The sequence below is a fragment of the Luteimonas sp. 8-5 genome (assembly GCF_029763755.1).
Taxonomy (GTDB): Bacteria; Pseudomonadota; Gammaproteobacteria; order Xanthomonadales; family Xanthomonadaceae; genus Cognatiluteimonas.
The window spans coordinates 53,465-77,132 of the sequence record NZ_JARUVM010000007.1; the positions used below are offsets into that span (position 1 = coordinate 53,465).

General features: G+C 68.2%; 21 protein-coding genes and 3 tRNA genes. 18 read left to right on the forward strand and 6 right to left on the reverse strand.

Annotation, left to right across the window (positions count from 1 at the left end):
• Positions 1-339: 339 nt before the first annotated feature.
• The gene (locus tag QAA18_RS01495) at positions 340-945 is read right to left on the reverse strand and encodes an exopolysaccharide biosynthesis protein (RefSeq protein WP_279410474.1); all 606 of its coding nucleotides are present in this window, start codon (positions 943-945) and stop codon (positions 340-342) included.
• Entirely contained in the window at positions 938-2,248 is a 1,311-nt protein-coding gene (locus QAA18_RS01500) for a hemolysin family protein (RefSeq protein WP_279410557.1), read from the reverse strand. Before QAA18_RS01500 ends, QAA18_RS01495 begins: the two co-directional genes overlap by 8 nt.
• 159 nt (positions 2,249-2,407) lie before the next feature.
• Between QAA18_RS01500 and QAA18_RS01505 the strand changes: the two genes are divergently transcribed.
• Genes QAA18_RS01505 through QAA18_RS01520 form a run of 4 tightly spaced genes read left to right on the forward strand, consistent with a single transcriptional unit; the run spans position 2,408 to position 5,219 of the window.
• Positions 2,408-3,034 carry a DUF47 family protein gene (locus QAA18_RS01505; protein ID WP_279410475.1) on the forward strand — a complete coding sequence of 209 codons (627 nt, stop codon included), beginning with the start codon at positions 2,408-2,410 and terminating at the stop codon, positions 3,032-3,034.
• A gap of 19 nt (positions 3,035-3,053) precedes the next feature.
• Positions 3,054-4,175: an inorganic phosphate transporter gene (locus QAA18_RS01510; RefSeq protein WP_279410558.1), complete on the forward strand. Its 1,122-nt coding sequence runs from the start codon at positions 3,054-3,056 to the stop codon at positions 4,173-4,175.
• 1 nt (position 4,176) lies between these two features.
• Complete coding sequence (locus tag QAA18_RS01515; protein ID WP_279410477.1) at positions 4,177-4,521, forward strand: MGMT family protein; 345 nt, start codon at positions 4,177-4,179, stop codon at positions 4,519-4,521.
• A gap of 35 nt (positions 4,522-4,556) precedes the next feature.
• Positions 4,557-5,219, forward strand: coding sequence for a rhomboid family intramembrane serine protease (locus QAA18_RS01520; RefSeq protein ID WP_279410479.1), 663 nt, complete (start codon positions 4,557-4,559; stop codon positions 5,217-5,219).
• Between the two features lie 4 nt (positions 5,220-5,223).
• Here QAA18_RS01520 and QAA18_RS01525 read toward each other — a convergent pair whose 3' ends face one another.
• On the reverse strand, positions 5,224-7,200 hold the full coding sequence (locus QAA18_RS01525) for a M13 family metallopeptidase (protein ID WP_279410481.1): 1,977 nt from the start codon (positions 7,198-7,200) through the stop codon (positions 5,224-5,226).
• 137 nt (positions 7,201-7,337) lie between these two features.
• Positions 7,338-9,428 (reverse strand): M13-type metalloendopeptidase, encoded by a 2,091-nt coding sequence (locus QAA18_RS01530; RefSeq protein ID WP_279410482.1) that lies wholly within the window; start codon positions 9,426-9,428, stop codon positions 7,338-7,340.
• A gap of 175 nt (positions 9,429-9,603) precedes the next feature.
• On the opposite strand from QAA18_RS01530, the gene QAA18_RS01535 reads away from it, so the two are divergent.
• Positions 9,604-9,680: transfer RNA gene (locus QAA18_RS01535), tRNA-Asn, on the forward strand.
• Positions 9,681-9,726: 46 nt separating this feature from the next.
• Here the strand turns inward: QAA18_RS01535 and QAA18_RS01540 are convergent.
• Complete coding sequence (locus tag QAA18_RS01540) at positions 9,727-10,275, reverse strand: GspH/FimT family protein (RefSeq protein WP_279410483.1); 549 nt, start codon at positions 10,273-10,275, stop codon at positions 9,727-9,729.
• A 111-nt stretch (positions 10,276-10,386) separates the two neighbouring features.
• Here QAA18_RS01540 and uvrB point away from each other — a divergent pair, with 111 nt between their 5' ends.
• The 13 genes from uvrB to QAA18_RS01605 all read left to right on the forward strand — a co-directional run bounded on the left by uvrB (position 10,387) and on the right by QAA18_RS01605 (position 21,709).
• Complete coding sequence (gene uvrB, locus QAA18_RS01545; protein ID WP_279410485.1) at positions 10,387-12,414, forward strand: excinuclease ABC subunit UvrB; 2,028 nt, start codon at positions 10,387-10,389, stop codon at positions 12,412-12,414.
• Positions 12,415-12,452: 38 nt separating this feature from the next.
• Positions 12,453-12,527: transfer RNA gene (locus QAA18_RS01550), tRNA-Val, on the forward strand.
• A 137-nt stretch (positions 12,528-12,664) separates the two neighbouring features.
• Positions 12,665-14,557, forward strand: a complete 1,893-nt coding sequence (gene thrS, locus QAA18_RS01555; protein WP_279410487.1) for a threonine--tRNA ligase — start codon at positions 12,665-12,667, stop codon at positions 14,555-14,557.
• A gap of 14 nt (positions 14,558-14,571) precedes the next feature.
• The gene (gene infC / locus QAA18_RS01560; protein ID WP_279410560.1) at positions 14,572-15,093 is read left to right on the forward strand and encodes a translation initiation factor IF-3; all 522 of its coding nucleotides are present in this window, start codon (positions 14,572-14,574) and stop codon (positions 15,091-15,093) included.
• A gap of 161 nt (positions 15,094-15,254) precedes the next feature.
• Positions 15,255-15,452: a 50S ribosomal protein L35 gene (rpmI, locus tag QAA18_RS01565; RefSeq protein WP_027083463.1), complete on the forward strand. Its 198-nt coding sequence runs from the start codon at positions 15,255-15,257 to the stop codon at positions 15,450-15,452.
• 13 nt (positions 15,453-15,465) lie between these two features.
• Positions 15,466-15,825, forward strand: coding sequence for a 50S ribosomal protein L20 (rplT, locus tag QAA18_RS01570; RefSeq protein ID WP_279410492.1), 360 nt, complete (start codon positions 15,466-15,468; stop codon positions 15,823-15,825).
• A 99-nt stretch (positions 15,826-15,924) separates the two neighbouring features.
• Positions 15,925-16,962: a phenylalanine--tRNA ligase subunit alpha gene (gene pheS / locus QAA18_RS01575; RefSeq protein ID WP_279410493.1), complete on the forward strand. Its 1,038-nt coding sequence runs from the start codon at positions 15,925-15,927 to the stop codon at positions 16,960-16,962.
• A gap of 9 nt (positions 16,963-16,971) precedes the next feature.
• Positions 16,972-19,365 (forward strand): phenylalanine--tRNA ligase subunit beta, encoded by a 2,394-nt coding sequence (gene pheT / locus QAA18_RS01580; RefSeq protein WP_279410495.1) that lies wholly within the window; start codon positions 16,972-16,974, stop codon positions 19,363-19,365.
• Positions 19,366-19,404: 39 nt separating this feature from the next.
• Positions 19,405-19,713, forward strand: a complete 309-nt coding sequence (locus QAA18_RS01585) for an integration host factor subunit alpha (RefSeq protein WP_279410496.1) — start codon at positions 19,405-19,407, stop codon at positions 19,711-19,713.
• The gene (locus QAA18_RS01590) at positions 19,706-20,062 is read left to right on the forward strand and encodes a MerR family transcriptional regulator (RefSeq protein ID WP_279410498.1); all 357 of its coding nucleotides are present in this window, start codon (positions 19,706-19,708) and stop codon (positions 20,060-20,062) included. The genes QAA18_RS01585 and QAA18_RS01590 overlap by 8 nt, the downstream gene beginning before the upstream one ends.
• Positions 20,063-20,090: 28 nt before the next feature.
• Positions 20,091-20,167 (forward strand) — tRNA-Pro (locus tag QAA18_RS01595).
• A gap of 22 nt (positions 20,168-20,189) precedes the next feature.
• Positions 20,190-20,618, forward strand: a complete 429-nt coding sequence (locus tag QAA18_RS01600) for a DUF4920 domain-containing protein (protein WP_279410500.1) — start codon at positions 20,190-20,192, stop codon at positions 20,616-20,618.
• Between the two features lie 71 nt (positions 20,619-20,689).
• Positions 20,690-21,709, forward strand: a complete 1,020-nt coding sequence (locus QAA18_RS01605; RefSeq protein ID WP_279410501.1) for a TraB/GumN family protein — start codon at positions 20,690-20,692, stop codon at positions 21,707-21,709.
• 2 nt (positions 21,710-21,711) lie between these two features.
• On the opposite strand, the gene dxs is transcribed toward QAA18_RS01605, so the two are convergent.
• The gene (gene dxs, locus QAA18_RS01610) at positions 21,712-23,664 is read right to left on the reverse strand and encodes a 1-deoxy-D-xylulose-5-phosphate synthase (RefSeq protein ID WP_279410502.1); all 1,953 of its coding nucleotides are present in this window, start codon (positions 23,662-23,664) and stop codon (positions 21,712-21,714) included.
• Positions 23,665-23,668: the final 4 nt, after the last annotated feature.

Genomic DNA, 23,668 nt, shown 5'->3' on the forward strand with positions numbered 1-23,668 from the left:
GCCTTTTCCGATTGACAGCGCAAATCGCGCGCCGCTAATGTGACCGCCGTCGCATCGATCCGCCCTCTCGGACGTTTGCGGGAGTAGCCGGTCGGCCCGTGGGAAAGGTTGCCGGATTACAGGCGTCCGGAGAGAGCGCCGATACACAAGGCAGGATGCCCGGCCGCGTTCCAGCCAAGGCTGGCGCGACCAGATCGGGGTACAACTCCATAAGCGGAAGCAGGGCAGGACGCCCATGGGCAGGATGCCACCGGCAGGGAAGCCACGAGACTTTCCGGTGTTCGGAATTACCCGGTCCTCGAGAGAGGGCCGGGTTTTTCTTCGCGGCTTCCGCCGCTCCTACAGCAGCAGGTCGAGGGCGGGTGCCACGGCGGCGGCCAGCTTGCCCGAGGCCAGGCCGAAGCTCGCCACGGTGGCACTTCCGCCGACCCAGGCCACCAGCATCAGCGCGCCGTCGCGTTCCAGCATCGCCAGCGCGAACAGCAGCAGGATGGCGCCGAACAGGTAGTTGGTGAGCGGGATCGGCAGCGCAAGCAGCAGGCCAAGCAACACCAGCAGCAGGCCGGTGAACAGGCGCGACGCCCGGTAGTGCAGCACCTCCGGCAGGCGCGGGCGCACCAGGCGCTCCAGGCGGGCAAGCCACGGCGACACCATGCGATCGAAACGGACCAGCGTATGCCGTTGCGGGCCGCGCGAGGCGATCGAGCGCGGCAGCCAGGGCCGGCGCCGGCCCCACAGCAGTTGCAGGCCGATCAGCACCACGAGAGGCCCGCTGATCGCGCCGCCGATCGGCACCGGGATGAAGGCCGGCAGCGTGGCGATGAACAGCAACATGCCGTAAGCGCGCCGGCCCATGCCGGCCAGCAGCAACCGCAAGGGCAGGGTTTCGCCGGGGTCGCCAGCGGTGAAGCCGTCGAGCAGCGACCTGAGGCCGCGCTCAGGCATCGTCGTCGCGGTCCTCGACTGCGACGCGCTGCAGCAGCAGCTTGTCGATCCGCGGGCCGTCCAGGTCGACCACCTCGATGCGCCAGCCCTCGAATTCGAAGTGCTCGCCGGCGTTGGGGATGCGGCCGAAGTTGGCGATCACCATGCCGGCCGCGGTGTGGTAGTCGTATTCGTCCTGGCCGGGCAGGGCGCCGCCGCCGAGCAGCTCGCGCAGGTCGTCGACCGGAAGCGAGCCGTCCACCAGCAACGAGCCGTCGTCGCGCGTCACCACCAGCGCTTCGGCGTCGGACGATTCGCCGGACTGCACCCGGCCCAGGACCGCGCCCATCAGGTCGTTGACCGTGACCATGCCGGTGACGTCGCCGTACTCGTCGACCACCAGGGCCAGCGACTGCTGCTCCTCGCGGAAGATCTCCAGCAGCTTCAGCGCATGCGTGGACTCGGACACGAATACCGCCGGGCGCAGGGTGGCGAACAGGTCCGGCAGGCCCTGGGCGAGGTCGTCGATGAGCGACTTGACCTCGAGCACGCCGAGCACGTCCGAGTCGCTGTCGCGATAGACCGGATAGCGGGAATAGGGCGTCTCGCGCATGGCCTCGAGGTTCTCCTCGATGCTGGCGCCGGCGTCGAGCCAGGTGATCCGGACCCGCGGGGTCATCAGGCTGTCGGCGGTGCGGTCGCCCAGGCGCATGACCCGCTGCATCATGTTGCGTTCGTCGGCGTCGATCACGCCCTGTTCGTGGCTTTCGCTCACCAGGGAGCGGATCTCCTCCTCGGTGATGGCATTGCGGGCGTCGTCGCGGATGCCCAGCAGGCGCAGCACGCCGCGGTTGATCGCACCCAGGACGTACACGATCGGGCGCGCCACGGTGGCCAGGCCGTGCAGCGGTATCGCGACCTTGCAGGCGATGCCCTCGGCATTGGTCAGCGCCAGGCGCTTGGGGATCAGCTCGCCGAAGATCACCTGGCCGGCAGTGATCAGGCCCACCGCGGTGCCGATGCCGATGCCGGTCACGTACTCGCTGGCCCCGGGCCAGATGTCGCCGAGCCAGCCGGCGATGTTGGCGCCGATCGCCTCGCCGCCGAGGACGCCGGTGAGGATGCCGATCAGGGTGATGCCCACCTGGACCGTGGACAGCAGGTTGTCGGGGTGCTCGGCCAGCGCCAGTGCGGTGCGCGCGCCGCGGCTGTGCTCGGCCATCTGCCGCAACCGGGACTTGCGGGAGGTCATCAGCGCCATTTCCGACAGGGCGAAAAAGGCATTGAGGACGATCAGGGCAGCGACGATCAGCAGTTCCAGCACGCAGGGTTCCAGGGCCACGGAAGAGGGCACGAAGCTCGCGCCCGGATCATAACAGCCGCCCCGCAAAGCCCAGCGACGCGGCAAGACTACGCGGAAGGGGCCTTGAACCGTCATAATTGACCCCTTCGCCAGGATTCGCGCCAAGGGGCCAGCTCGCTCATGTTCTCCCTCCAGACCATTTTCGGGCAGGGCAAGCAGTTCTATGCCCTGCTGGACGAGGCGGCCGACGCCGCCTACGACAGCACCAAGGCCCTCCACGCCATGCTCCGCGAGCCGGGCAGGGTCCACGCCCTGGACGCCTTCAAGCTGGCCCGCCAGCGCGAGCGCGACGCCTCCGAGAAGATCAGCCAGGCCCTGGTCGACAGCTTCATCACCCCGATCGAGCGCGAGGACATCGAGGCCCTGGCCTCGGCCCTGTACAAGATCCCCAAACAGGTCGAGCGCTTCGCCGACCGCTATGCCCTGGCCCGCCAGCGCCTGGAGGGCATCGACTTCGCCCCGCGCGCGGCGATGCTGGAAAAGGCCGCCGCGGTGGTCGTGGAGATGGTGAAGGAGCTGCCGCGCCTGCGCCTGGAGCCGATGAAGCAGCTCAGCGACAAGCTGCGCGTGCTGGAGAACGAGGCCGACCGGCTGATCCTGGAGCTGTACCGGGACATCTATTCCGGGCGCCTGGAGGCCGCGGAGATGTTCCTGCTCAAGGAGTTCTTCGAGATCCTCGAGAAGGCGATCGACCGCTGCCGCGAGGCCGGCGTGGTTGCCTACGAAATCGCGCTGAAGAACAGCTAGGCCCGACCGCATGGATTCGATGCTGGCCCTGGTCCTGGTCGTGGTGCTCGCGGCCCTCGTGTTCGAGTTCATCAACGGCTTCCACGACACCGCCAACTCCATCGCCACGGTCGTGGCCACCAAGGTGCTGTCGCCAGGCCAGGCGGTGATCCTGGCGGCGACCATGAACCTGATCGGCGCGTTCATGGGAACGGCGGTGGCCAAGACCATCTCCTCCGGACTGGTCGACACCGAGGTAGTGAACGTCACTTCGCAGGTGCTGCTGTGCGCGCTGGGCGGCGGCATCACCTGGAACCTGATCACCTGGTGGCTGGGCCTGCCGTCCTCGTCCTCGCACGCGCTGATCGGCGGCCTGTGCGGCGCCGCCCTGGCCGCGGCGCACAACGACTGGAACGCGCTGATCTGGTCGCAGGAAGTGGGCAGCTGGACCAAGAACGGCGGACTGCTGTGGAAGGTGCTCGTGCCGATGATCAGCTCGCCGATCGCCGGTTTCACCCTCGGCGTGCTGATCATGGTCCTGCTGTATTCGCTGATCGCCGGATTGCGGCGCTTCGGCGGCCGCCTGCTGTCGCCGCTGTCGCGGCCGCGCTGGGTCAATGCCTTCTTCGGCAAGGCGCAACTGGTCTCGGCGGGGTACATGGGCTATGCCCACGGCACCAACGACGCGCAGAAGACCATGGGCATCATCGCCCTGACCGTGTTCGCCGCGCAGAGCAACGGCGTCCTCGACGACCTGCCGGGCTGGCTGTCGTTCCTGCATCCGAACGGCGACGAGAACGGCATCGATCCGTGGATCATCACCACCTGTGCGCTGGTGATGGCGGCGGGCACCGCCGCCGGCGGCTGGCGCATCATCAAGACGCTGGGCCACAAGATGGTCAAGCTGCACCCGATCGACGGTTTCGCGGCCGAGTCGGCGTCTGCCACGATCCTGGTGACGGCCGCGCACTTCGGCATGCCGGTCTCGACCACGCACAGCATCTCCACCGCGATCATGGGCGTGGGTTTCGCCAAGAACCCGCGCGCGCTGAAGATCACCGTGATCGAGCGGATCATCTGGGCCTGGATCCTGACGATCCCGGCGGCGGGCGGCATCGCCTATCTCCTGCTGCGCCTGTTCGAGCTCCTCGGCTGGGCGTGATGTGGGCGGCGGCGCGGACAAGCCGGCCTCGCACGAACGCATCCTCGCCGCGGTCCGCGCCATCCCGCGCGGGCAGGTGGCCGGCTACGGCGAAGTCGCCCGTCGCGCCGGACTCCCCGGCCGGGCGCGCCTCGCGGCCAGGGTATTGAGCGGCAATACCGATCCCACCCTGCCCTGGCACCGGGTGCTGCGTTCCGATGGGCGCATTGCCTTTGCGGAAGGGTCCAGCGGTTACCGCGAGCAATCGCAGCGGCTGCGTGCCGAGGGGGTCAAGGTGGAGCGGGGCAGGGTGCGCATGCCCCGGGTGGAGGCCGACCTGGACGCGGAGATCTGGGGCCGGCGCTGAACACGGCGCCCACGCCTGCCCGGTATCATGGCCGCATGTTCTCCAACATCCCCCCGATCACCAAGGCGCTGCTGATCGCCAACGGCGTGGCGTTCCTGTTGCAGCAGCTGCTGGGCGATGCGTTCTTCGCCGCATTCATGTTGTGGCCGCTGGGTGCCGGCAGCGCCGATCCGTTCGCGATGTCGACCACATTCCTGCCGTGGCAGTTGCTGACCTACGGCTTCCTGCACGGCAGTTTTGCCCATGTCGCGTTCAACATGCTGGCGCTGCTGATGTTCGGCGCGCCGCTGGAATACACCTGGGGCAACAAGCGATTCCTGACCTACTTCCTGGTGTGCATTGCCGGCGCCGGACTGTGCCAGCTTGCCGTGGGCGCCTGGAGCATGGCCCAGGGTGGCGGGGCGTATCCGACACTCGGCGCCTCAGGCGGCGTGTTCGGCCTGCTGCTCGCCTACGGGATGCTGTTCCCGCACCACCGGGTGATGCTGCTGATCCCGCCGATCCCGATGAAGGCGCGCACGCTGGTGATCGTCTACGGCGCGATCGAGCTGTTCCTCGGCGCTACCGGCCTGCAGCCGGGCGTTGCCCACTTCGCGCACCTGGGCGGCATGCTCTTCGGCTGGCTGTTGATCCGCTACTGGCGCGGGCAACCGCCGTTCGGCCGGCGCGGTCCGCCGCGCCCACGCATCGTCAGGTAGGAGGCTAACGCCAGATCTTCACCTGCTCGGCGGCTGGGCGTTGCATCGGCGCCCCGGGCTTGCACGAGAACGCCTCCGCGAAGCCCGGGTCGTTCATCAGCGGGCCATTGCTGCGCCAGCGGCCCGGTGCGTGCAGCCCCGTCGCCGACACCCGCGCGGCCACGTCGGGCGACATCTGCTTCGGCCACAGCCCCGCCCAGCCGGCGTAGAAATCCTGGCGGCTGGCGAGATCCAGTTCCGGCTTCGCGGCCAGCAATGCATCGAGGGCGAGTTCCACGCCAGCCAGGTCGGCGGCGTCCTCGCCGCGCGGTTCGCCGCTGTACTGCGACGCCAGCGATGCGAGCCGCGCGCCCCAGGCGGTGGCGTCGGCGGGAGTCCACCAGTCGCGCAGTGCGCCGGTGGCATCGATGTAGCGGCCGATATCGTCGAAACCGTGGGTCAGCTCATGTCCGACGAGGGCGCCGAAAGCGCCGTAGTTGGCCGCGTCCGCGCGGGCCATCTGCAACACCGGCGGCTGGAGCACCGCCGCGGTGACGATCAGCCGGTTCTGCGCCGGGTCGTAGGCGAGCGCCGGCTGCTGCGGCAGCACGTTCCAGCGCCGGTCGGCATTGCCGCGCCCGATCCGCTTCATTTCCTCGCGGTGGCGCCAGGTCGAGGCGATCAGCATGTTGCCGCCGAAGCTGCCGCGGCCCATCGGCTGCACGGTGAAGTCCAGGTCGCGCACCGGCGCGCCGACCTCGATCTTGAGCGCAGCGAGCTTGGCCCTGGCCTCGGCCTTCGCCTCGGTCCCCATCCAGGTGTTGCGCTCGATGCCACGGCCAAGCGCATCGCGCACCTCCACGGCGATCTCCGTCGCGCGTGCGCGGGCGGCCGGTGGCAGGTAGCGGCCGACGTACTCGCGGCCCAGCATCGGCCCGGCGGCATGGTTCATCGCGTCCAGCACCTGTTGCCGGCGCGGGGGCGGCGCGGTTTCGCCACGCAGGACCACGCCGCGGAATTCGAAGTCGGCGTCGCGCCAGGTCTTGGACAGGTAGGGCGCCATCGACGCGCCGACCTGGTAGCGCAGGTAGGTCTTCCACTGCGCGGGCTTGAGCTGGGCGACAAGCGCGTCGAGCTGCGCGAACAGCTGCGGGTTGGCCAGCGACACGCTCTCGTCGGACACGCCCTGGGCCTGCAGGAACGACTGCAGCTGCAGGTGGCGGAACTGCTTGTCGAGGCCGGCCACGGCGACCAGGGCGTAGTTGTCGCGCGGGTCGCGCATCAGGCTTAGCGGCTTCGACGCCCTGGCGATGCGGGTCTCGAGGTCCAGCACTGCATTGATGTCCGCCTCGAGCTGGGGCGGCTTGCTGCCGGTGAGGACCAGGATCTTGCCGACGTAGTCGCGATAGCGCTCCATCAGCGCCCGGGTGTCGGCGTCCTCGCGGGTGTAGTACGCCGCACCGGGCAGCCCCAGCCCGCCCTGGCTGAAATACCCGATATGGCGCCCGAGGTCGGCCAGGTCGACGTCGGCACCGAAGTTGAACAGCACCGGGATGCCGACCTGGTGCAGCGCCGCGACCGCGGCCGGGATGTCCTTGCTGCGCCGGATGGAATCGATGCGTGAGAGCAGCGGCGCCACCGGGTTAGCACCGTCGCGCTCGATCGCCGCCTCGTCCAGGCCGCTGGCCCAGAAGTCGCCGAGCAACTTGGCGACACCACCCTGGGCGTTCTGCATGTATTCGTCCAGCAGCGCGACCTGCTGCCTGTGCGCGTTGTCGGCCAGCTGTCCGAGGGCCGACTCGGCGCCACTGCCGGCGACGATCATGTTCGCGTCCAGCCAGGCCGCGTTTGCGTGGGCGTGGAAATCCGTGCACTGCGGGGTGAAGGCAGGCGGTTTCGCCTTTGCCTTCCTGCGCTGCGCGGCTGCATCGCCGCTGGTCGACAACAGCGTCGTCGTGGCGACCAGGCCAAGGGTAAGCGCCAGCACTCGCAGCTTCGGCATCGCGGACTCCGGTTCGGACGCCGGGAGTCTAGCAACGGGCCGCGCAGCTTCCGTGAACACGCATCACGATTCCAGTGCCGGAAACAGAAAGGGCCCGGCGATGCCGGGCCCCTTGGGCAGTGCCGCGGTAGCGGCGGTTACCAGATGACCACGCGCTTGTCGCCGTCGCGCACCATCGCGTCGCCGGGCTCGCACTGGAACGCCTGGGCGAACGCCGGCATGTTCGACGGCGCGCCGATCGCGCGGAACTTCGCCGGCGCATGCGGATCGGTGTTCAGGCGCACCTTCATCTCGTCGGGGGTGTAGTTGCGGCGCCACACCGTGGCCCAGTTGATGAAGAAGCGCTGGTCCTGGGTATACCCGTCGATCTCCTGCGCCGGATCGGTGCCCGCGTCGGCCAGGGCCTTCATCATCGCGTCGTGGGCGACGGTCAGGCCGCCCAGGTCGGCGATGTTCTCGCCCAGGGTCAGCTGGCCCTTGACGTGCAGCCCGTCGATGGACTCGTAGTCGTCGAACTGCTGCACCAGCCGGGCGGTGCGCGCCTCGAAGCCCTTGCGGTCGGAGTCCTGCCACCAGTTGGCGAAGTTGCCCTTGGCGTCGAACTGGCTGCCCTGGTCGTCGTAGCCGTGCAGCATCTCGTGGCCGATGACCGCGCCGATGCCGCCGTAGTTGAGCGCCGGGTCGGCCTTCGGATCGAAGAACGGCGGCTGCAGGATGGCGGCCGGGAACACGATCTCGTTCTGCGACGGGTTGTAGTACGCGTTGACCGTCTGCGGGCTCATGCCCCACTCGGTGCGGTCCACCGGCTTGCCGATCTTGCCGATCTCGAAGTCGCGGTTGAACTTGGCCGCGGCCAGGATGTTCTGCGCGTAGCCCTCGCGGCTCGTCGCCAGGCCGTCCCAGCTGCGCCACTTGTCCGGGTAGCCGATCTTGGGCATGAAGCTGTCCCACTTCTCGACGGCGCGCGCCTTGGTCTCGTCGCTCATCCAGTCGAGCTGTTCCAGGCGGCTCTTGAGCGAGGCACGCAGGTTGTCGACGAGCTTCTCCATCGCCGCCTTGGATTCGGCCGGGAAGTACTGCTTGACGTAGATCTGGCCCAGCGCCTCGCCGACGTTGCCTTCGGTAGCGTCGAGCACGCGCTTCCAGCGCGGCTTCTGTTCCTTCTGCCCGCGCAGTTCCTTGCTGAAGAAGTCGAAACGCTCGTTGGCGAAGGTGTCGGCCAGGTACGGCGCCATGCCGTCGATCGCCTGGATGCGCAGGTAGGCCTTCCACTGCTCCACCGGCACGTCGGCGAGCATCTTGTCGAACTCGGCGAAGAACTTCGGCTGCGACAGCGAGAAGCCGTCGAGCGTCACGCCCTGCGAGGCGAAGAACTCCGACCACTTGAAGTTCTTCGCGCCCTTGTCGGCGTCGGCGAGGGAGACGAAGTGGTACTGGTTGTTCGGGTCGCGCATGTCCACGCGCGAGATCGAGGCCTCGGCCAGGCGGGTCTCGAACGCGAGCACGTCGGCAGCCTGCCTGTCGGCGTCTTCCTTCGCGACGCCGGCGTTCTGCAGCTGGCGGCTGACGTGGGCGACGTAGGCTTCGCGGATCTTCTTGTAGGCGCCGTCCTTGCCGTCTTCGGTGTAGTACCCCTTCTCCGGCAGCGAGAGCCCGCCCTGGTAGGCGTAGGCGATCACGGTCGAGGAATCCTTGAAGTCCGCATCGCCGAAGAAGTGGAACACCTCGCCGCGGCCCGCGGCGAACTCGTCGCGCAGGTACTGGGCGACGTCGGCGGGCGAAGCGATGGCGTCGATGCGGTCCAGGATCGGCTGGATCGGAGCGAGCCCGGCGGCGTTGATCGCGGCCTCGTCCATGCCGGTGGCATAGAAGTCGCCGACCAGCTTGGCCACGCCCGAGGCATTGGCATCGGCGGCAGCGGCTTCGGCGATGTTGCGGCTGGCCACTTCGGAGCGCTCGTCGAGCATCTCGAAACTGCCCCAGGTGGTGCGGTCGGAAGGCACCGGGTTGGCGGCGAGCCACTTGCCGTTCACGAAGGCGTCGAGGTCGGCGCAGGCATCGACGCTGGTGTCGAGGTCGGCGATGGCGAACGCGGACGTGGGCGGCAACTCCATCGCGGTCGGGGCGGCGGAGTGGCCGGCGTCGGCAGCGGGCGCCGGGGCGTCCTTCTGGCAGGCCGTGAGGGCGGCCGTGACGGCCAGGGACAGCAGCAGGACTTTGGGTTTCATGCTCACGAGGGACTCCGAGGGATAGGGGCCCGCGCCGGGGTCGGCGCGGCAGCCCCTGGGTGGGGCATCGCCCGACAATAGCGCCGCGCCGGGCGCAGGGGCGGGTGTCAGAGGTCACGCTGCCGGGCCGGCGTGGTTGCGCCGCTGTGGCGCCATCGGCACAATATGCGGCCCCGCCCGAATAGCTCAGCTGGTTAGAGCACTTGACTGTTAATCAGGGGGTCGCTGGTTCGAGTCCAGCTTCGGGCGCCAGATCCAGGCAGTGCAAGAGGCTCGCAGCGATGCGGGCCTTTTTCGTTCAGAGCGGCTCCATGCATGCGCGGGCTACGGCGGGTGCAGGCCGCACCGAACGCAGTCGCCCGCTGCTGGCCAGCGCCAGGGCAACGGCCTTGGCGGTTCCGCGGCCATCGCACAAGGTGAAGGTGGCGTTGGTTCCGGCCGCCGCGCCACCGTGCGGGTGCAGCACGAGGCGACGGCGGCCTGGCGTGGTGCGCAGGTGGACTTCGCCGGCCAGGGCGGGCTCCTCGCGGAGCAGGGCTTCGGACGGATCCACGCGGCGGTCGCCGTCGAGGTCGGCCCAGGCCAGCCAGCCACCGCTCCAGTCGTAGGTATCCCGGCAGCCATCGCCGTCCCCGGGGCATACCACCACTTCGCTGCCGGTCACCGTGGCATGGCGCATGGCCACGTCCAGCGTCGACTGCAGCAGGCTGCGTGCCTCGGCGGCCCGCGCCGCCTCGCTGGCCGCACTCCAGGCCGGGATCGCGGTGCCCAGCAACAGCGCGGCAATCAGCATGGCCAGCAGGGCCTCGATGACGGTGAATCCGGGCAGCGTGGGCAGGATGCGCATGGGGATGGGTCCGATGGGCCGGCGTCCAGCGTCGCGCGGGCGCATCCACGCGTGGATCGGCGGACAGCCGGGATTGGGGTAGGGAATTGCCGCGCGCGATAGACTGGCGGGATGTCCGACGACAGCAGCAGGTTCGAACTGGTCGCGCCGTATGAACCGGCGGGCGACCAACCCCAGGCGATCGCGAAACTCGTCTCGGGTTTCGAGGCCGGGCTCGCCCGCCAGACCCTGCTGGGCGTCACCGGCTCGGGCAAGACCTACACCATCGCCAACGTCATCCAGCAGGTGCAGAAGCCGACCCTTGTGATGGCGCCGAACAAGACGCTCGCGGCGCAGCTGTACGGCGAGTTCAAGGCGTTCTTCCCTAACAACGCGGTCGAATACTTCGTCAGCTACTACGACTACTACCAGCCCGAGGCCTACATCCCGTCCTCGGACACGTTCATCGACAAGGACAGCTCGGTCAACGAGCACATCGAGCAGATGCGCCTGTCGGCGACCAAGGCGCTGCTGGAGCGCCGCGATTCGATCATCGTCTGCACCGTTTCGGCGATCTACGGCCTCGGCGACCCGGGCGAGTACCACAAGATGGTGCTGCACATGGTGCGCGGCGAGCGCATCGACCAGCGCGAACTGATCCGCCGCCTGACCGAGATGCAGTACGAGCGCAACGAGATGGACCTGACGCGCGGTACCTACCGGGTGCGTGGCGAGGTCATCGACGTGCATCCGGCGGAACTGGATTCGGAGGCGCTGCGGATCGAGCTGTTCGACGGCGAGATCGAAAGCCTGTCGATGTTCGACCCGCTCACCGGCGAGACCCTGCGCAAGCTGCCGCGCTACACCATCTATCCCGGATCGCACTACGTCACCACCCGCCGCACCGTGCTCGATGCGGTGGAGACGATCAAGGCCGAGCTGCGCGAGCGCCTGGAGCAGCTGTATGCCGACAACAAGCTGGTGGAAGCGCAGCGGCTGGCCCAGCGCACCCAGTTCGACCTGGAGATGATGGCCGAGGTCGGTTACTGCAACGGCATCGAGAACTATTCCAGGCACCTGACCGGCTACATGCCGGGCGAACCGCCGCCCTGCCTGTTCGACTACCTCCCGAGCGACGCGCTGCTGGTGGTCGACGAATCGCACGTCACCGTTCCGCAGATCGGCGCGATGTACAAGGGCGACCGCTCGCGCAAGGAAACCCTGGTCGAATTCGGCTTCCGCCTGCCATCGGCGCTGGACAACCGCCCGCTGCGCTTCGAGGAGTGGGAGGGCAGGGCGCCGCGTGCGATCTTCGTGTCGGCGACGCCGGGCCCGTACGAGTTGCGCATGTCCGAGGGCGAGGTCACGGAACTGGTTGTGCGCCCCACCGGCCTGGTCGACCCGCAGGTGGAGATCCGTCCGGTCGCGACCCAGGTCGACGACGTGCTGGGCGAGATCAACGAGCGCGTGGCCATGGGCGACCGCGTGCTGGTCACCACGCTGACCAAGCGCATGGCCGAGAACCTCACCGAATACCTGTCCGAGCATGGCGTGCGCGTGCGCTACCTGCACTCGGACGTGGACACGGTCGAGCGCGTCGAGATCATCCGCGACCTGCGCCTGGGCAAGTTCGACGTGATCGTCGGCATCAACCTGCTGCGCGAAGGCCTGGACATGCCCGAGGTCTCGCTGGTGGCGATCCTCGACGCCGACAAGGAAGGCTTCCTGCGCTCCACCGGCTCGCTGATCCAGACCATCGGCCGCGCCGCTCGCAATCTGCGCGGCAAGGCCATCCTGTATGCCGACCGGGTGACCAACTCGATGCAGCGCGCGATCGAGGAAACCGACCGCCGCCGGCAGAAGCAGCTCGAGTACAACGCCGAGCACGGCATCACCCCGCAGAGCGTGAAGCGGGCGGTGATGGACGTCATGGAAGGCGCCCGCGCCGAACCCGGCACGGTCAAGGTCGGGCGCGGCAAGGGCCGCAAGGTCGCCGAGCCGGCCGAGGACTACGGCCGCCTGACGCCGGCCCAGGCCGGCGCGAAGATGAAGGAGCTGGAGCAGAGGATGTTCCAGCATGCCCGCGACCTGGAGTTCGAGGAGGCCGCCCGCGTCCGCGACCAGATCCGGCGGTTGAAGGAAGCCAGCCTGGCAGGCTAGAATTCGCGACCCCCTGTGGTACGCGCGACAGGGGCACCGGGCGGTTAGCTCAGCGGTAGAGCACTACCTTGACATGGTAGGGGTCACAGGTTCGAACCCTGTACCGCCCACCACGCCTTGACCGGCGTGGCCCGGCACACGAGACGAGGCAGGTGCGACATGGACACTACCAACGGCCATCGTTGATCCTTCCCAAGGTTGCATCCTGCGAGCGCCCTTGGGCGCTTTCGTTTTATCCGGGCCCCGAAACATGATCGCCATTACCCTTCCCGACGGCTCGCGCCGCGAATTCGAAAACCCGGTCACGGTGGCCGAGGTTGCCGCCTCGATCGGCGCCGGCCTGGCCAAGGCCGCGCTGGCCGGCAAGGTCGACGGCAAGCTGGTCGACACCAGCCACCGCATCGACCACGACGCCGAGCTGGCGATCGTGACCGACAAGTCGCCCGAGGCGCTGGACATCCTGCGCCACTCCACCGCCCACCTGCTGGCCCAGGCCGTGCAGCGCCTGTTCCCCGGCGCGCAGGTCACCATCGGCCCGGTGATCGACAACGGCTTCTACTACGACTTCGCCTACGAGCGCCCGTTCACGCCCGAGGACCTGCCGGCGATCGAGGCGGAAATGCAGAAGATCGTGAAGGAAGCGCACCAGGTCTCGCGCAGCGTCAAGTCGCGCGACGAGGCCACGAAGTTCTTCCGCGACATGGGCGAGGAGTACAAGGCGCAGATCATCGAGTCGATCCCGGCCAACGAGGAGCTGTCGCTGTACACCCAGGGCGAGTTCACCGACCTGTGCCGCGGCCCGCACGTGCCGTCGACCGACAAGCTGCGCAGCTTCAAGCTGATGAAGGTTGCCGGCGCCTACTGGCGCGGCGACCACAACAACCAGATGCTAAGCCGCATCTACGGCACCGCCTGGCTGAACGACAAGGACCTGAAGGCCTACCTCACGATGCTGGAGGAGGCCGAGAAGCGCGACCACCGGCGGATCGCGAAGCAGCAGGACCTGTTCCACCTGCAGGAAGAGGCGCCGGGCCTGGTGTTCTGGCATCCGAAGGGCTGGAGCGTGTGGCAGGTGGTCGAGCAGTACATGCGCAAGGTCTACCGCGACACCGGCTACGGCGAGGTGCGCTGCCCGCAGATCCTGGACGTGGAGTTGTGGAAGAAGTCCGGTCACTGGGACAATTACCAGGACAACATGTTCTTCACCGAGTCGGAGAAGCGCACCTACGCGCTGAAGCCGATGAACTGCCCGGGCCACGTGCAGGTGTTCAAGCAGGGCCTGCACAGCTACCGCGACCTGCCGATCCGCTATGGCGAATTCGGGGCCTGCCACCGCAACGAGCCGTCCGGCGCGCTGCACGGCATCCTGCGCGTACGCGGCTTCACCCAGGACGACGGCCATGTGTTCTGCACCGAGGACCAGATCGAGTCCGAGGTCACCGCGTTCCACGTCCAGGCGATGAAGGTCTATGCCGATTTCGGTTTCACCGACGTGCAGGTCAAGCTGGCCCTGCGCCCGGAGCCGCGGCTCGGCGACGACGCCACCTGGGACAAGGCCGAGGACGCCCTGCGTTCGGCCCTGCGCACGGCCGGCGTGGAGTGGGAGGAGCTGCCGGGCGAGGGCGCCTTCTACGGCCCGAAGATCGAATACCACCTGAAGGACGCCATCGGCCGGACCTGGCAGCTGGGGACCATGCAGGTCGACTTCATGATGCCCGGGCGCCTGGGTGCCGAGTACGTCGACGAGCACAGCCAGAAGCGCCATCCGGTCATGCTTCACAGGGCCATCGTGGGCTCCATGGAACGCTTCATCGGGATCCTGATCGAGCACCATGCAGGGCAGTTCCCGGCCTGGCTGGCCCCGGTCCAGGCGGTCGTGATGAACATCACCGACGCCCAGGCTGAATGGGTGAAAGAGGTTCAGAAAACCCTTACAAATCAAGGGTTCAGGGTCGAAACCGATTTGCGCAACGAGAAAATCGGCTATAAAATCCGCGAGCACACGCTGCAGCGCGTGCCATTTTTGCTGGTCGTGGGCGACCGTGAGCGCGACAATGGCATGGTCGCGGTGCGCACCCGTGGTGGCGAGGATCTGGGGACAATGTCCGTCGCCGACTTCGTGTCGCACCTGCGCAATCAATAACCGGAGATCGCAACATCAGCACCCCCGAAAAGCAGAACCGCAAGAACAACGAGATCCGCGTGCCCCGCGTGCGCGTGATCGGCAGCGATGGCGAGATGATCGGCGTGCTCTCGCGCGACGAGGCACTGGCCATGGCCGAGGACGAGGGCCTGGACCTGGTCGAGATCCAGCCCAACGCGGATCCGCCGGTCTGCCGGATCATGGACTTCGGCAAGTTCAAGTTCGAGGCCCAGAAGAAGGCCAACCTGGCCAAGAAGAAGACCAAGCAGGTCGAGATCAAGGAAGTGAAGTTCCGTCCGGTCACGGACGAGGGCGACTACCAGATCAAGCTGCGCAAGATGCGGGGCTTCCTCGAGGAAGGCGACAAGATCAAGGTCAACATCCGCTTCCGTGGCCGCGAAATGAGCCACCAGGAACTGGGCCGGGAGATGGCGGCCCGGATCGAGGCCGACCTGGGCGAGGACATCGTGATCGAGTCCCGGCCCCGCCTGGAAGGGCGGCAGATGGTCATGATGATCGCGCCGAAGAAAAAATGATGGCATAATGGCCGGCCCGGTTTCGGCCGGGACAGGACCCGTCGGGGATTCATTGCGAATCAACGACTTACGACCGGCACGGGCAGGACGGAAAGCGTGGCGACTGCATTCCGCAGGAGCTGCCGCCCAGGCCAGTAACCAGATTTCGCAAGGATTCCCCAATGCCCAAGATCAAGACCAATCGGGCGGCGGCCAAGCGCTTCCGGAAGACCGCTTCCGGCAAGTACAAGTGCGGCCACGCCAACAAGAGCCACATCCTCACCAAGAAGGCGACCAAGCGGAAGCGCAACCTGCGGCAGACGAACCATGTTCGTGCCGAGGACGCGGGCCGTCTGGACCGCATGCTTCCGTATCTCTGAGGAGGGCTGAACAATGGCACGAGTCAAGCGTGGCGTGCAGGCGCGCCGCCGTCACAAGAAGGTTCTCAAGCAGGCCAAGGGCTACTACCACGCCCGTCGCAAGGTCTTCCGCGTCGCCAAGCAGGCGGTCACGAAGGCGCTGCAGTACGCCTACATCGGCCGCAAGCAGAAGAAGCGCCAGTTCCGCACCCTGTGGATCGCGCGCATCAACGCCGCGGCCCGCATCAACGGCATGAGCTACAGCCGCTTCATCAACGGACTGATGAAGGCCGGCATCACCCTGGATCGCAAGGTGCTGGCGGACATCGCCGTGCACGACGCGAAGGGTTTTGCGGCGCTGGCCGAAAAGGCGAAAGGCGCTCTCGCGGCGTAAGGTCGACCCGTGGGCCGCGATGGCGGCTCCCAGGGTAACGTGATACACGCAACGGGGAAGGGCGCGAGTCCTTCCCCGTTTCGTTTTCTGGGGATCGGAATGTCAGGAATCGAGGAACTGGGGCGGCAGGCACTTGCCGACATCGCCGCGGCTGGTTCGCCAGACGCGCTGGAGGCGCTGCGGGTGTCGCTGCTGGGCAAGTCCGGCAGCATCACCGCGCAGCTCAAGTCCCTGGGCGCGCTGCCCGGCGACCAGCGCAAGGCCGCCGGCGAGACGATCAACAAGGTGCGCGACACGATCGGCGCCGCGCTGTCCGCGCGCAAGGTCGAGCTCGAGGAGGCGGCGCTGGACGCGCGCCTGGCGGGCGAAGCCATCGACGTGACCCTGCCGGGCCGTGATGGCGGTCGTGGCGGCCTGCACCCGCTGACCCGGGCGATGGACCGCATCGCCGCGATCTTCGGCCAGCTCGGGTACGAACTCGCCGACGGCCCCGAGATCGAGGACGACTGGCACAACTTCGAGGCGCTGAACTTCCCGCCGCACCATCCGGCGCGGGCGATGCACGACACGTTCTACCTCCCCGGCGACGGCGGTATCGGCCGCATGCTTCGCACCCATACGTCGGGCGTGCAGGTGCGCTACATGCGCGACCTGCTGGAAGGCGGCGGCCAGCCACCGTTGCGCATGATCGCCATGGGCAAGGTCTACCGCAGCGACAGCGACCAGACCCATTCGCCGATGTTCCACCAGGTCGAGGGTCTGCTGATCGACGAGCATGCGACCTTCGCCGACCTCAAGGGCACCATTTCCGAATTCCTGCGCGGCTTCTTCGAGCGCGACTTCGAGATGTTGTTCAAGCCGACGTATTTCCCCTTCGTCGAGCCGGGCGCCGACGTCGTCATCAAATGGAGCACGCCTGGTGAGGGCGGCGAAGACGGCCAGTCGCGCTGGCTCGAGGTGCTGGGCTGCGGCATGGTCCATCCCAACGTGTTGCGCGCCGTCGGCATCGACCCGGAGCGCTATACCGGTTTCGCCTTCGGCATGGGCGTCGAGCGCCTGGCGATGCTGCGCTACGGCGTCAACGACCTGCGCGCGTTCTTCGAGAACGACGTGCGTTTCCTGCGCCAGTTCGCCTGAGGCCCGCTGATGAAATTCTCCGAGAACTGGCTGCGCCAGCACGTGACCATCGACGCCGACAGCGCGGCGCTGGAGCACCGGCTGACGATGATCGGCCTTGAGGTGGAAGGCACCGAGCGCATCGGCGAACAGCTCGACGGCGTGGTCGTCGCGCGCATCGTCGAATGCAGCCGACATCCGGATGCCGAGCGGTTGCAGGTGTGCCGTGTCGACGTCGGTGGCGCCGAACCTCTGCAGATCGTGTGCGGTGCGCCGAATGCGCGTGCCGGCCTCGTGGCGCCGCTGGCCACGGTAGGCGCACGCGTCGGCGAAATCACCATCAAGGCCGCGAAGCTGCGCGGTGTCGAATCCAACGGCATGTTGTGCTCGGCCAGGGAGCTGGGCCTGGATGCCGACGCCTCCGGCCTGTTGGAGTTGCCCGCCGATGCGCCGGCCGGCACCCCGCTGGCGCAGTACCTCGGCCTGCCCGACACGGTGTTCGAACTCGGCCTGACTCCGAACCGAGGCGACTGCTTCAGCATCCGCGGCATCGCCTACGACGTCGCGGCCGCGTTCGCCACGCAGGTGAAGCCGCTCGATGCCGCGCCAGTGGCCGCGACGGGCGAGGCGCGGATGGAAGTCCGCCTCGAGGCCGGCGCGAGCGCGCCGCGTTATCTGGGCCGCGTCATCGAAGGCATCGATGCGACCCGCCCGAGTCCGGCGTGGATGGTCGAACGCTTGCGCCGCAGCGGCATCCGCCCGTTGAGCCTGCTGGTCGACATCACCCAGTACGTGATGCTGGAACTGGGCCAGCCGATGCACGCCTACGATCGCGACCTGCTGCGCGGCCCCATCGGCGTGCGCGCGGCGCGCGCCGGCGAAACGCTGCGCCTGCTCAACGGCGACGAGGCCGAACTCGACGCGCAGTTCCTGGTGATCACCGACGCCGACCGTGCGGTCGGCCTGGGCGGCATCATGGGCGGCGACGACACCAAGGTCGGCGACGGCACCCGCAACGTCTTCCTCGAGGCCGCGCATTTCGCGCCCGAGGCGATCATCGGCCGCAGCCGCCGGCTCGGGCTGCACACCGACGCCGCCCACCGTTTCGAGCGCGGCGTCGATCCGGAGCTGCCGCGCACTGCGATCGAGCTCGCCACCCGCCTGGTCGTCGACCTCGCCGGCGGCGTGCCCGGCCCGGTGACGGAAGCGTCGATCGCCGGCGCCCTGGCGGGCCGCCCGCCGGTGGCGCTGCGGCGCGCGCGCCTGGCGCGCGTGCTCGGTATCGCCATCGCCGATGCGGATGTCGAGCGCATCCTCGCTTCGCTCGGGCTGGAAGCCACGGCCACGGCCGACGGCTGGCAGGTCGTGCCGCCGCCGCGCCGTTTCGACATCGCGATCGAGGAAGACCTGATCGAGGAAGTCGCGCGCATCCACGGCTACGACGCGATCCCGGCAACCCTTCCGGGCGGTTCGACCCGCCTGGCCGCGCCGTCCGAGACCCGCGTGGGCGAGGACCTGGTGCGCGCGCAGCTGGCCGCCCGCGACTACCTCGACACCATCAACTTCGCATTCGTCGACGCGACCCTGCTGGCCGACTGGAGCCTGGACGCCGGTTCGGTCGCGCTGGCCAATCCGTTGAGCGCGGAACTCGGCGTGATGCGCACCTCGCTGCTGCCGGGCCTGGTCCAGTCGCTGGCGCGCAATGCAGCGCGACAGCAGCCGCGCGTGCGGCTGTCGGAGATCGGGAAGGTGTTCGGGAGCCGGGAGCCGGGAGCCGGTAGCCGGGAAGCAGGTGCGCCGGTGGAAACCCTGCGGGTGGCGGGCGCTGTTTGTGGGACCGCTGCCGCGGAGCAGTGGGGCATCGCCGAGCGCGACGTGGACTTCCACGACGTCAAGGGCGATCTCGACAGCCTGGCGGCGCTGGCGCGTGCGGAGCTGGAGTATCGGCCATCGTCTGCGCCGTGGGGGCACCCGGGGCGCTCGGCCGACGTATTCAGGGATGGCGCCCGGATCGGCTGGATCGGCCAGTTGCACCCGCGCCTGCAGAAGGCGCTGGACCTGGACGTCGATGTGGTGGCCTTCGAGCTGGACCTGGAGCCGCTGCTGGCGCGGCCGCTGCCGCGGGCCGTCGCCCTGTCCAGGTTCCCGTCCGTGCGCCGCGACCTCGCGTTCGTGGTCCCGGAGGCGGTGTCCTGGGCGGCGGTCTCGGCCAGCGCCAGGGGCGCTGCGGGCCCGTTCCTGCGCGACCTGCGCCTGTTCGACCGCTACGCCGGCAAGGGTGTGGAATCCGGATTCAAGAGTTTCGCTATGGGCTTGATTCTGCAGGACGAATCGCGCACATTGACCGATCGCGACGTGGACACCGTAGTGGCTTCGGTGACCGCCGCGCTGGAACGCGACCACGGGGCCGCGATCCGGGCCTGAAGGGCGTATTCATTTGTTGTTGCGGCAGGGGAACACGTAATGGCGTTGACCAAGGCGGAAATGGCCGAGCGGCTCTACGAGGACGTCGGGCTGAACAAGCGCGAGGCGAAGGAGTTCGTCGACGCCTTCTTCGACGTGCTGCGCGAGGCGCTGCAGCAGGGCCGCCAGGTCAAGCTGTCGGGCTTCGGCAACTTCGACCTGCGGCGCAAGAACCAGCGCCCTGGCCGCAACCCCAAGACCGGCGAGGAGATTCCGATCACCGCCCGTACCGTGGTGACCTTCCGCCCGGGGCAGAAGCTCAAGGAGCGGGTCGAGGCCTATGCCGGCGCCGGGGTGACGCATGCTTGACCCTGGCAGCAACCGGGAGTTGCCCCCGATCCCGGCAAAGCGTTATTTCACCATTGGCGAGGTCAGCGAGCTGTGCGACGTGAAGCCGCACGTGCTGCGCTACTGGGAAACCGAGTTCCCGTCGCTGAAGCCGGTCAAGCGCCGTGGCAACCGCCGCTACTACCAGCGCCATGACGTGTTGATGGTCCGCCAGATCCGCGCCCTGCTGTACGAACAGGGTTACACCATCGGCGGCGCCCGCCTGCGCCTGGACGGCGAGGGTGCCCGCCAGGAAGCGACCATGAGCTCGCAGATCGTCCGCCAGGTGCGGATGGAGCTGGAAGAGGTCCTGCAGCTCCTGCGACGGTAGCCGACCGGCTATAATCTCCAACCCGCGTCGGGGTATAGCGCAGCCTGGTAGCGCATCTGCCTGGGGGGCAGAGGGTCGTCGGTTCGAATCCGGCTACCCCGACCATCTTTCTTCGCAGGACACACGCATGCGCAAGTCACTGCTGATTCCGTTGTCCATCCTGCTGCTCGCGCCGGCCGCCTTCGCGGGCGAGCCGAAGACCTATGGCGAGGCGCTGCCCGAAGCCTCGGCCGTGCCGATCTCCGTGGCCGCGGCCGACACCGACGCCTACGCAGGCAAGGCCAACCGTTTCAGCGGCCGCATCACCGAGGTCTGCCAGAAGGAAGGCTGCTGGATGATGCTCGAGGACGACGGCCAGGTCGCGCGGGTGATGATGCACGACCACGCCTTCGCGATCCCGAAGGACGCCAGCGGCCCGGCCGAGGTGTACGGCGTGCTGTCGGTCAAGCAGCTGTCGAAGGAAGCGGCCGAGCACCTGGCCGAGGACGGCAACGGCATCCTGCCGCCCGAGCGCGAGATCCGTATCGACGCCACCGGCGTACGCATCGACGGCTGATGTCCTTCCGCACCCGGGAACTCGGGTGCGCATTCATGGTCCGAGGAGCTCCCCACGGAAGGAGAGTCCCCATGTGTTTCCGCACGTTTCGCGCGCTGTCCCTCGTGCTCCTGGTGTCCGGTGCCACTTCCACGGCGTTCGCCCAGGACAGCGCCGCACCAATCCGCGATGTCGCCCCGGTCGTCGTTTCCGGCGCGCTGCCCGGCCCCGGACTGTGGAAGGTCAGCAAGGGCGACCACGTCATGTGGGTGCTCGGTACGCAGGCGCCGTTGCCGCGACGCATGCATTGGCAGTCGGAGCGCGTCGAGGAAATCCTTGCAGCCTCGCAGGAACTGATCCGGCAGCCGGTGATGGGTTTTTCGGTCGAGGCGGGCGGATTCCTGCGCAGTGTGTTCCTGTTGCCCAGGGTCTATGGCGCGCGCAAGAACCCCGATGGTGCGCACCTGCGCGACGTGCTCTCCGAACCGCTGTACGCGCGCTGGATGCCCTTGCGCGAACGCTACTTGGGCAGCGGCCGCAAGGCTGAGCGCATGCGCCCGGTATTCGCCGCGGGCGAGCTCTGGGAAGAGGCGCTGGAGGACAACGACCTCGTCCAGGGCGGGATCGTCGAGCCCGTGCTGGAGCGTGCGGTCAAGCGCTACGGCCTGCGCCAAACCCATCCGAAATGGGTGTTGAAGGTCACCGACGCCAAGGCCCTGCTCGCCGAAGCCGAGCATGCCCGCCTCGACGATGCAGGCTGCCTGGAAGCCACGGTGGAGGAACTGGAGGCCGGTCCCGATCGCCTGCGCCTGCGCGCCAACGCCTGGGCCGCTGGCGACCTTGCTGCATTGCGCGCCCTCCCGGACCCGGGTCGGCGCCGCAGTGCCTGCGCCGATGCCGTCATGGAGTCGCCGCTGCTGCGCAAGCGTGGCAGCGACGGCATCGACGAACGCATGCAGGCGTTGTGGCTGGAAGCGGCGGAGAAGGCGTTGGCGGAGAACAAATCGACCTTCGCCCTGCTGCCGATCTCGAACCTGTTGTCCGACGACGGTTACCTTTCCGAACTCGCCGCGCGTGGCTACGCGGTCGAAGCGCCGGACGAACGGATCTGAATCTAGCGCGCGACCGCGGCCTGGCCCTGGCCGAGCTGCGGCCAGCGCTGCAACAGCGCCGCACGGATCCCGGCGACATCCAGCCCCGCCTCGGCGAGCAGTTGCTCGCGGCTGGCGTGGTGCTGGAACGCGTCGGGCAGGCCTAGGTGCAGCATCGGCATGACGATGCCTTCGGCCGCGAGCAACTCGGCCACGCCGCTGCCGGCGCCGCCAGCGACCACGTTGTCCTCGAGCGTCGCGAAACCGTCGTGGGAGGCCGCCAGCTGCAGGATCATGTCCCGGTCCAGCGGCTTGACGTAGCGCATGTTCACTACGGTCAGTCCGAGTTCGGCAGCCACCTGCTCGGCGGCCGGCACGATCGCGCCGAACGCGAGCAGGGCGATGCCGGCCCCGCGCCGGCGCAGCTGCGCCTTGCCGATCGGCAGGGTGTCCAGTGCGGGATCGATGGCCACGCCCGGACCGGTGCCGCGCGGATAGCGCACGGCGGCCGGTCCCTGGTGGTGGAAACCGGTGGTCAGCATCTTGCGGCATTCGTCCTCGTCCGCCGGCGCCATCACCACCATGTTCGGCACGCAGCGCAGGTAGGACAGGTCGAGGTTGCCGGCATGGGTCGCGCCATCGGGTCCGACCACGCCGCCGCGGTCGATCGCGAACAGCACGTCGAGGTCCTGGATGGCGACGTCGTGCACGAGCTGGTCGTAGCCGCGCTGCAGGAAGGTCGAATAGATCGCGACCACGGGCTTGGCGCCCTCGCAGGCCATGCCGGCGGCGAGCGTCACCGCGTGCTGCTCGGCGATGGCGACGTCGAAGTAGCGTTCCGGGAATTCCTTCGAGTAGCGCACCAGGCCGGAGCCCTCGCGCATCGCAGGGGTGATCGCCAGCAGCTTCGGATCGGCCGCGGCCATGTCGCACAGCCAGTCGCCGAACACCTCGGTGTAAGTGGGCTTCTTCGGCGCGGCACCCGGCTTGCTCACCACGCCCTTGTCCGGGTCGAACGGCGAGACCGCGTGGTAGCCGATCTGGTCGCCTTCGGCCAGTTCGTAGCCCTTGCCCTTGGTGGTGATGACGTGCAGCAGCTGCGGGCCCTTGAGCCCCTTGAGCGTCCGCAGCGTCGACAACAGCGCATCGACGTCATGGCCGTCGATCGGGCCGGTGTAGTGGAAACCCATTTCCTCGAACAGCGTGGACGGCACGAACATGCCCTTCCAGTGTTCCTCCCAGCGGCGCACGAAGCGCGCCGGACCGCTGCTGCGCTTGTCGCCGAGGATCTTCTTGCCGCCTTCGCGGATCGCGTTGAGGGTGCGGCTGCCGGTGGCGCGGCCGAGCATCCGGGTCAGCCCGCCGACCGCTTCGCTGATCGACATCCGGTTGTCGTTGAGGATGACCAGGATGTCGGGTTCGTCATCCATGCCGCCGGCATGGTTGAGCGCTTCGTAGGCCATGCCGGCGGTCATCGCGCCGTCGCCGATCACCGCGACCACCTTGCGGTCGTTGCCGGCGCGTGCATTGGCGATCGCCATGCCCAGCGCAGCCGAGATCGAGGTCGAGGAGTGGCCGACGCCGAAGGTGTCGTACTTGCTTTCCTCGCGCTTGGGGAACGGCGCCACGCCGCCGCGCTGCTTGACGCTGCGGATGCCGTCGCGGCGCCCGGTCAGGATCTTGTGCGGATAGGCCTGGTGGCCGACGTCCCAGACGATGCGGTCGTCCGGCGTGTCGTAGAGATAGTGCAGGACCGTGGTCAGCTCGATCACGCCCAGGCCGGCGCCGAAGTGGCCGCCCGATTGCCCCACGCATTCGATCAGGTACGCGCGCAGCTCGTCGGCGACGGCACGCAGCTGCCCGGCTTCGAGCTTGCGCAGGTCGGCGGGGGAGTCGACAGCGGCCAGGAGCGGGTAGCGCGCGGCGTCGATCGGGCAGCTGTCGAAACTCTTCTTGCCGACTGGGGAGGCGTTCATTCCC

Excerpts from the sequence above, each read along its gene's own strand:
- QAA18_RS01495 (WP_279410474.1), bottom strand. The coding sequence starts at position 945 with ATGCCTGAGCGCGGCCTCAGGTCGCTGCTCGACGGCTTCACCGCTGGC.
- QAA18_RS01505 (WP_279410475.1), top strand. The coding sequence starts at position 2,408 with ATGTTCTCCCTCCAGACCATTTTCGGGCAGGGCAAGCAGTTCTATGCC.
- QAA18_RS01510 (WP_279410558.1), top strand. The coding sequence starts at position 3,054 with ATGCTGGCCCTGGTCCTGGTCGTGGTGCTCGCGGCCCTCGTGTTCGAG.
- QAA18_RS01520 (WP_279410479.1), top strand. The coding sequence starts at position 4,557 with ATGTTCTCCAACATCCCCCCGATCACCAAGGCGCTGCTGATCGCCAAC.
- QAA18_RS01525 (WP_279410481.1), bottom strand. The coding sequence starts at position 7,200 with ATGCCGAAGCTGCGAGTGCTGGCGCTTACCCTTGGCCTGGTCGCCACG.
- QAA18_RS01530 (WP_279410482.1), bottom strand. The coding sequence starts at position 9,428 with ATGAAACCCAAAGTCCTGCTGCTGTCCCTGGCCGTCACGGCCGCCCTC.
- QAA18_RS01540 (WP_279410483.1), bottom strand. The coding sequence starts at position 10,275 with ATGCGCATCCTGCCCACGCTGCCCGGATTCACCGTCATCGAGGCCCTG.
- uvrB (WP_279410485.1), top strand. The coding sequence starts at position 10,387 with ATGTCCGACGACAGCAGCAGGTTCGAACTGGTCGCGCCGTATGAACCG.
- thrS (WP_279410487.1), top strand. The coding sequence starts at position 12,665 with ATGATCGCCATTACCCTTCCCGACGGCTCGCGCCGCGAATTCGAAAAC.
- rpmI (WP_027083463.1), top strand. The coding sequence starts at position 15,255 with ATGCCCAAGATCAAGACCAATCGGGCGGCGGCCAAGCGCTTCCGGAAG.
- rplT (WP_279410492.1), top strand. The coding sequence starts at position 15,466 with ATGGCACGAGTCAAGCGTGGCGTGCAGGCGCGCCGCCGTCACAAGAAG.
- pheS (WP_279410493.1), top strand. The coding sequence starts at position 15,925 with ATGTCAGGAATCGAGGAACTGGGGCGGCAGGCACTTGCCGACATCGCC.
- pheT (WP_279410495.1), top strand. The coding sequence starts at position 16,972 with ATGAAATTCTCCGAGAACTGGCTGCGCCAGCACGTGACCATCGACGCC.
- QAA18_RS01585 (WP_279410496.1), top strand. The coding sequence starts at position 19,405 with ATGGCGTTGACCAAGGCGGAAATGGCCGAGCGGCTCTACGAGGACGTC.
- QAA18_RS01590 (WP_279410498.1), top strand. The coding sequence starts at position 19,706 with ATGCTTGACCCTGGCAGCAACCGGGAGTTGCCCCCGATCCCGGCAAAG.
- QAA18_RS01600 (WP_279410500.1), top strand. The coding sequence starts at position 20,190 with ATGCGCAAGTCACTGCTGATTCCGTTGTCCATCCTGCTGCTCGCGCCG.
- QAA18_RS01605 (WP_279410501.1), top strand. The coding sequence starts at position 20,690 with ATGTGTTTCCGCACGTTTCGCGCGCTGTCCCTCGTGCTCCTGGTGTCC.
- dxs (WP_279410502.1), bottom strand. The coding sequence starts at position 23,664 with ATGAACGCCTCCCCAGTCGGCAAGAAGAGTTTCGACAGCTGCCCGATC.